Source organism: Brevibacterium sp. UMB1308A, from assembly GCF_030230605.1.
Classification (GTDB): Bacteria; Actinomycetota; Actinomycetes; order Actinomycetales; family Brevibacteriaceae; genus Brevibacterium.
Genome location: NZ_JASPDO010000044.1, coordinates 1 through 7,673 on the forward strand (window position 1 = coordinate 1; position 7,673 = coordinate 7,673).

8 protein-coding genes and 1 tRNA gene are annotated in these 7,673 nt (G+C 56.7%); 7 read left to right on the plus strand and 2 right to left on the minus strand.

Annotated elements, in window-relative coordinates; all coding sequences use genetic code 11:
- The 6 genes from QP868_RS11685 to QP868_RS11710 form a co-directional block, all read left to right on the plus strand.
- A partial coding sequence (locus tag QP868_RS11685) for an HNH endonuclease signature motif containing protein (protein WP_284926742.1) occupies positions 1 to 460 on the plus strand: 460 nt, incomplete at its 5' end.
- A 342-nt stretch (positions 461 to 802) separates the two neighbouring features.
- Complete coding sequence (locus tag QP868_RS11690) at positions 803 to 1,297, plus strand: thioesterase family protein (protein WP_284926743.1); 495 nt, start codon at positions 803 to 805, stop codon at positions 1,295 to 1,297.
- A 59-nt stretch (positions 1,298 to 1,356) separates the two neighbouring features.
- Positions 1,357 to 2,244, plus strand: a complete 888-nt coding sequence (locus tag QP868_RS11695) for a DMT family protein (protein ID WP_284926744.1) — start codon at positions 1,357 to 1,359, stop codon at positions 2,242 to 2,244.
- Between the two features lie 63 nt (positions 2,245 to 2,307).
- Entirely contained in the window at positions 2,308 to 3,516 is a 1,209-nt protein-coding gene (locus QP868_RS11700; RefSeq protein WP_284926745.1) for a glycosyltransferase, read from the plus strand.
- 11 nt (positions 3,517 to 3,527) lie between these two features.
- A complete protein-coding gene (locus QP868_RS11705) occupies positions 3,528 to 4,922 on the plus strand; it encodes an MFS transporter (RefSeq protein WP_284926746.1) in 1,395 nt (464 codons plus the stop codon).
- 114 nt (positions 4,923 to 5,036) lie between these two features.
- Positions 5,037 to 6,263 carry an EAL domain-containing protein gene (locus tag QP868_RS11710; protein WP_284926747.1) on the plus strand — a complete coding sequence of 409 codons (1,227 nt, stop codon included), beginning with the start codon at positions 5,037 to 5,039 and terminating at the stop codon, positions 6,261 to 6,263.
- A gap of 10 nt (positions 6,264 to 6,273) precedes the next feature.
- On the opposite strand, the gene QP868_RS11715 is transcribed toward QP868_RS11710, so the two are convergent.
- Positions 6,274 to 6,347: transfer RNA gene (locus QP868_RS11715), tRNA-Ile, on the minus strand.
- 124 nt (positions 6,348 to 6,471) lie between these two features.
- On the opposite strand from QP868_RS11715, the gene QP868_RS11720 reads away from it, so the two are divergent.
- Positions 6,472 to 6,966 carry a DUF3145 domain-containing protein gene (locus QP868_RS11720; protein ID WP_284926748.1) on the plus strand — a complete coding sequence of 165 codons (495 nt, stop codon included), beginning with the start codon at positions 6,472 to 6,474 and terminating at the stop codon, positions 6,964 to 6,966.
- A 14-nt stretch (positions 6,967 to 6,980) separates the two neighbouring features.
- Here QP868_RS11720 and QP868_RS11725 read toward each other — a convergent pair.
- The coding region (locus tag QP868_RS11725; protein WP_284926749.1) for an HpcH/HpaI aldolase family protein at positions 6,981 to 7,673 on the minus strand (693 nt) is incomplete at its 5' end.

Genomic DNA, 7,673 nt, shown 5'->3' on the forward strand with positions numbered 1-7,673 from the left:
GGCTAGGCACCCTGATTGCAGTGCCCCCTGGTGTGCCACACCTGCCAGAGTATGCGAAAAAGACCACATCGAACCGTTCAACCACGAAGACCCTGAAAACGGGGGATTGACGGTGATGGAGAATCTGCACCCGTTGTGTAAGCGACATCATCAGGAAAAAACCCAAAAACGACTCCGCGTAGACAAGATGGACGACGGTTCCCTAGCGTGGGTGTTCCCACGGATTGGAGCCATGCTGGTCTACCCACCAGAATCACGGATCAACCAACTCCAGTACGAACGCTTACTCGAGTACTTCGACACCGGTAACCAAGACATCAGCCACACCATCAACCAATACCTAACAACCGAAAACGAAACCACGTGCCGCTCTGAACCCGGGACTGGTTATGGTGCAGGGGAGGTATTCACTGGTGACACCCGCCCCTGGGAACCAAGCGAAGAACCACCACCATTCTGACCAGGACCACTCTGATTAGAGCCTTGCAAGCAGAACTCACCGACCGGGACCGTCGAAACCCGATCGCCCAAATCAATACAGCGCAATACGAGGCCGTTCTAGCTTGGGCCATTCTGGCTCTCGTGCCCCGGTTGGTTCAGCTCGGCGTACTGAACAACAACGGAACGAGCAATCGTTGGAATAACAAGGACATCAAAGTGCCCTGGCTTCATATACTGCTTCATATACTGGAAGCCACTGGGCTAAACAGAATGAACCAGACCAGCGATGAAAGACTCGCAAGCAGCGCCAAAGCGCACGCAATATTCGACGCTTCAAACGAGGAACTCGAAAGGAAAAGTAATGACGCTCCCCACTTTCGACCAAGTCATGGAACTTCCCGCACACGCAGACCTACGCGTGCCAGAAGAGTGGATCGACCACAACGAACACATGAACATCCGTCACTACATCGACGTGGCATCACTGGCTTCGCTGGCCGTAATGGAAGAAGCCGGGTTCGACAGTACCTACCGCGAAGAAAACCGCCTCTCCCTCTTCACTGTCGAACACCATCTGCGGTACTTAGCGGAAATGAGGCTCGGCGAGCGCCTCACCGGCCACGTGTACCCCGTCAAACTCGGAACAAAAGGCGTGCACCTCGTAGTGTTCGTTCTCGACCGCGAACGCGACAAACTTGCAATGGTATTTGAAACCGTGCTCCTCCACGTTGACATGGACAAACGTAAAGCCGTCGAAATTCCCGCCCACATACAAGAAAAAGCCCTCCCACTGTTTGAGCAGGCCCAAAAACTCACCTGGTCGGCACCCCTGTGTGGCGTGATGGACGTTAAGTAGCAGTCGCCACAACACAGCAGTCACCAAACACTCAGGAACGCCCATTTAAGATATTCGTTGTGAATACCACTCCTATCGCACTGTGCCTCGCCGTCGTATCGGCCGTGGCGTTGGCATTCGGGGCGGTATTCCAACACCGAGGTGTCAACGAGTCCCATGCCACCGGCACCAAGTTCGGTGTCAAGTCATTCCTGGGAATGTTTAAAAACCGCACGTGGGTACTGGGAATGTCAATCACAGTAGTCGGGGTCATCTGCGGCACGGTGTCCCTGGCTCTTGCGGCGGTGATGGTCGTGCAACCGGTAGGCGCGATCTCACTCGTGATTTCAGTGCTCATTGCTCAACGAACGAGACACCTCAAACTCACGAAACGCATCATCGCCTCTGTCGCATGGTGCACCGTGGGCGTGGGACTTTTCGTGTTTATGTCGGCAATGGTGGCGAAACCTCACGTGCAGCAGGGTGCCGAGACACTGCCTCTTGCGTGGGCAACCGGCGTATCTATCGCCGTCTTCACGTTAGTGAAGCTGGTCCTAAAAGCCCCACCCCAGTTGGTCTACGTCATTGCAGGCGGAATCCTGTTCGCGTGCGTTGCCACAAACACCCATGTCGTCTCAGTGCAGTTTCTGACCTTTGGAATTGGCGGCATTACGTGGCTCAACGTCGCCGCCATTGTGTTAGCTGGACTCGCTGGATCCATTTTTGTCCAGTCTGCCTATGCATCGGGCCCTCCCGAACTCGTAATCGCGGGCCTCACCGTTATCGACCCCATCGTTGCAGTGTTCTTAGGGGCCGTGATTCTTGGAGAAGCAGCAGGTGCACCTGCGTGGGTCGTGGTCGTCATGAGCGTTATCGGGCTAAGCGCATGTGGAGCGGTTTTTGTACTATCCAAGTACCACCCTGACGTGTTGCGACGCTCTGAACTGAAGGAACACCTCACAACGTAAAGTCATGTGGTACCGCATCTGTGGGCACTCACCTATATAAGTGATGTAGATTGAGACCCGACCATGACGACCGAACTGGGAGCGAAACTGAAAGAGCACCAAACAGCTTCTGAGCCCTTAACGATTTGTCTGGCCGCAGAGACCTATGCGCCTGAAGTGAACGGCGCAGCGGTTTTTGCGGAACGACTCGCCCATGGTTTAGCGAGCAGAGGTCACTCAGTTCATGTGATTTGTCCGTCACCTTCGGGGTATGAACGAAGTGAACGCACAGGAGACGTGTGGGTGCACTACATCAGGTCCTGGCACTGGCCGTTGCACCCCACCTGGATGATCTGCATGCCGTGGTGGGTCAAACCAGCAGTGAAAAACCTCATCGACACAATCAAACCGGACGTCATCCACACACAAGCTCACTTTGTGATCGGCCGGTATGCGATCGCTGAAGCAACTGCCCGGAACATCCCACTGGTCGCCACTAACCACTTCATGCCCAACAACGTAGAGCCCTATGTTGCGGCACCGGACCCAGTCCTCGCTGCGGGCACCCGCCTGGCGTGGTGGGATCTGAAGAACCAGTTCGAACAAGCGGACTACCTCACCGTTCCCACCCAGTTAGCCGCCGATCTCCTCGCTGAAAACGGTTTCACCCGGCACGTCCGCCCAGTGTCCTGTGGGATCGACCTCTCAATGTTTTCACCCAAAGACAACCCCACAGAGGACCACCCTCCTTCAGTCTTGTTCGTTGGCCGCCTCTCAAGCGAAAAGCACATCGAGGACCTCCTAGCAGCAGTCGCCCGCACCTCACCGGAATTGAACCTCCACGCCACGATCATTGGGGCTGGCGAGCAGGAACACGCACTCAAACAACAGGCCCGCGACCTCGGTATCGCCGACCGTGTAAACGTGCCAGGCAAAGTCAGCCACGAACAGCTGGTACAGGCCTACCAGGACGCCACTTTCTTCTGCATGCCTTCCACAGCGGAACTGCAGTCGATCGCGACCCTCGAAGCGTTGGCATCCGGCAAACCAGTTGTCCTCGCAGACGCGGTGGCCCTGCCCCACCTCGTGCGCCACGGCGAGAACGGCTACCTTTTCGAACCCCGAAACGTCGCCGAACTCGCAACCGCGTTTACCCGACTTGCCACGGCTGGCAAGGACGACCTCGGCCGTATGAGCGAAGTCTCACAAGCGATTGCCCGCCAACACGACATCAGCCACACCGTGAGCACATTTGAAGACATCTACCGGGACGTCATCGGACAAAAGTCATGAGCTCAGGTGAGATGACTCTTGAGCAACGCAGACTCCTGGGGGTCGCATTAGTTCCGTTGCTCGCGGCGTTGCTCAGCGTTTCGATCGTCAACGTGGTGTTGCCGTCTGTGCAGTCCACAATCGGCGCTTCCAACGCAGCCCTTCAGTGGGTGCTGGCAGGCTACACGCTGGCGTTCGGTGTTTTTCTGGTACCGGCCGGCCGCGCAGGGGACGTCTACGGTCGAGGTCGTTTATTTATTGCCGGGTTAGTTCTGTTTGGTGCCGGGTCGCTGGTAGCGGGGCTGGCCCCAAACACATTGGTTTTGAACCTCGCGCGCGTTGGCATGGGACTGGGATCTGGGCTTATCAACCCGCAAACTGTCGGACTGATTCAACAGTTCTTCACTGGTAAACAGCGCGGTGTTGCGTTCGGACTGTTCGGAGCGACAGTGGGAGTTTCGGTCGCAATTGGTCCCGTCTTGGGTGGTGTGCTGATCGCCTTGCTGGGCCCAGAGTGGGGTTGGCGAGCGTCATTCCTCATCAATGTGCCCATCGTGGTGTTTGCGATCATCTTGGCGTTCATGTGGTTCCCTAAAGGTGCGTGGCGCGCGCTCAGTACCGGTGTACCGGATGTTGATCCTGTTGGAACAGTGATTTTCACTCTGGCAATTCTGTTCGTCATGTTGCCGTTCCTGCAGCACGAAAGCGCTCTCACGTATCTGCTGCTACCTGTAGGTCTCATGCTGTTCGCCGTGTGGGCAATATGGGAACGTCACTATTCCACAAAGGGCCGCGAACCCATGGTGGATTTGGAACTGTTCCGCACCCCAAGTTTCGCGAACGGGACTCTATTGATCACGTTGCAATTCACTGGTGTGACGAGCGTGTGGGTGATCGTTGCAGTGTTCCTTCAGCAAGGGCACGACTTTTCAGCTTTCGAAGCCGGGATTCTCGGACTTCCAGCGGCTGTCGTGTCGATTTTCACGTCCCGGTGGGCAGGCTCACGAGTCTTTACGTACGGTCGAAAGATGGTGGTCATGGGCATTGGGGTTGCGCTGGTTGGGCTCATCGGTACGGCGAGTATTGCGCTACTCAGTAACGCTTATGACCTGAGCGTGTGGTGGATGATGGTTCCGCTCACACTTGTTGGCGGTGCTCAGGGCGTGGTGATCACTCCCAACCAAACACTTTCCTTGAATGATGTTCCCGTGGCATACGCAGGTTCTGCAGGCGGTGTCATTCAGGCCGGACAACGTTTGGGTACTGCGGTTGGAATCGCCAGTATCACCGGTGTCTTCTTTGGATTTGAACAAGCTTTGGGGTGGGACGGAACTTTTGCTCTTTCATTTGCCGTCATTTCCCTGATTGTTGCACTGGCCGGATGTGTCGGAATATATGACACGGTGAAACAGCAAAAAGCACGTTAAGTCATAACCTGTGGGACAATATATACGGTTCCCGCGGACAACGACCTCAGGAACCCCGCGTCAAAGGCCCGCGCAAGTCCTACGCACTTAAGCGACACCGTGAGGAGAAGCACGTTGGATTCCGACGATCTCGAACATTTGATCCGACACGGGCTGATTGGAACTAAGTTCGAACCCGTTCATGACAACGCCACCGGATCGCCCGGTGGGTACGTGGTCGCCCCGTTTCGTCGTGACACTGATAACGACGACAGCGACCTCTTGCGTGAAGCGATCCAGCTGTCTGACCACACAGGTGACGTCGACTCATCAGTGCGGGGGATTGGACTTCGTGACGCTGAGAACATAGGCATCACGCAGAACACACGTCTTTTCTTCTCTGCTGAACCCGAATCCCTCGTCACGTTAGAAGAGCGTCCTGACTCTCACGCACGCTCGATGATCCTCATGCTTGATCACCGAAGCGTACGCGAAAACCCAGCCGCCGTGTTGCGTTCAATCCGGTCGGCTCGGCAAATGGGGTGGGGCGTTGGTATCCGCAACGTCGGGTTAGACCTGGAATCGCTATCGTTTATTCCGCTGATCAACCCGTCGGTTGTGTCTCTTCACCCGGACGTTCTGACGATTGATGACCGCTCATACCTTTCCAAACTCACGTGGCTCCTTCAATCCCACATCGAACGCACCTCGGGAGTCGTCTTTGCGCGCGGCGTGCAGAACGAACGCGACGTGGATCTGGCCGAGCAAATGGGAGTGCGACTCATCAGTGGCCCGTTCTTTGGACCCGGAACTGAAAAGCCCGAATCACTTGAAATGGCTGCTGAAGACTATTTGGCGGGGCACTACACGCGCAATAAGCAAGTGCAAGGGACCCCGCACTCCATCAGTAAAGGTTTAGGACGCGACCCACTCATCACGTCGCAGGACCTCTTGTTAGAAGAGATCCGCGCACTCCTTGAACGTGCCAAACACGCCGGCCCGTCAGCGGTTGTTGTCACCGTGCACTCCTCTGAAGGGTGCTTGGACCCGTCGATCGGCGATTTAATCCGAAGTGTGTCTCCCGAGGTGGGAGTCATGGCTTCTGTGTCAGGCGAGTCGGTTGCGACCACCCTTTCGAACATTATGAATGGACCCCTAGACTCCTCGGACCCGCTTCGCGACGAGTACGCGGCTGTCGTCGTGAGCGCCGACTGGTCCGCGATGATCACAGCGCGCCCGTTGGCGCGTCCTGGAGCTGAGGGACGCACCGACTTTGAAACGTACTTCACCACCGACAGGTTCGCGTGTGTCGACGCTGCTCGCGCAGTTCTGAGCCGACTCGCCTCGCGCAGAAAAAAGTAGGCACAAAAAGTGCCCCCGGTCGGACTTGAACCGACGACCAAAGGATTATGAGTCCTCTGCTCTAACCAGCTGAGCTACAGGGGCGCAATGACAAGATTAGCAAAGCTTAGAGCCGCGTCCGTTTTTGTTCGCGCGAGTCGTGCTTTAAACTATGAGCAAACCTCCATTGTGGATCGTAGGGGAAGACGTATTCACAAAGGAGGAAACAATGAATACTCAGGGCGTACTATTCGTCCACTCCGCACCGCGTGCACTGTGCCCTCACATCGAATGGGCCGCAGGCGGTGCTCTTGGTGCTCAAGCTAAGTTCGACTGGTCTGACCAGCCGGCAGCACCAGGACTGTTGCGTGCCGAAATCTGCTGGCGAGGTCCAGCTGGTTCAGGTGCCAAAATCGCTTCGGCGCTTCGCGGATGGGACAACGTCCGCTACGAAGTGACAGAAGAACCGTCCGAAGGTCACGACGGTGGAAGGTGGAGCCACACACCTGAACTTGGCATCTACCACGCCATCACCGACGCCTTCGGCAACATTGTCGTCCCCGAAGACCGCATCCGGTCCGTGATGGAAACTACTGCCGGTCGGCCAGATCTGTTCGCAGAGCGGATGGACGCCCTCCTTGGACAGGAATGGGACAACGCGCTCGAACCGTTCCGCCACGCAGGCGAAGGCGCACCGGTTCGCTGGCTTTCCAAGGTGGGCTAGTCCAACACAGCGCGCTACGATCGCGTGTGCCGTTGATGGATACGGGCCACCTGTTCTTGTGCTCCCTGAGCAATGAGTAGAGCATCGGCGCTGGTGACGACGAAGCTGGCACCCGCATCCAAAACGCGGTCAGCGTCATCGGGTGAAAACGCATTCACGCCTACCGGCATGCCCGCCTCAACAGCGACACTCACCACATGGTCGACAGCGGCGACGACCTCGGCGTGGGAAGAGTTGTCCGGGTAGCCCATTTGAGCAGCCAAGTCTGCCGGTCCAACAAACAGAGCATCGACTCCATCTGTCGCAATGATTTCCTCCACATTGCGCACACCTTGGGGCGTCTCAATCTGGACGGTCAGACTCACTGTTGAGTCAGCAATCTCAACGTAGTCGGCAACTGCACCCCACCGTGCCGAGCGCGCCAACATTGCACCCACGCCACGCCTGCCAGGGCGGTGAGGGGCGGGATAACGGACAGCTTCCACTGCACGCTGAGCCTCAGCCGCGGACGACAACATGGGAACCACGAGGTTCTGCGCTCCGAGATCGAGGACCTGCTTGATCCTCACTTCGTCATTCCACGGCACGCGCACAACAGGGGTTGCTGGATGTGGTTCGCACGCCTGCAAAAGTGCCAGTATCTCCCGTAACTCAATGGGGCCGTGTTCACCGTCAATCACGATGAAGTCAGCGCCCGACATGGCGAG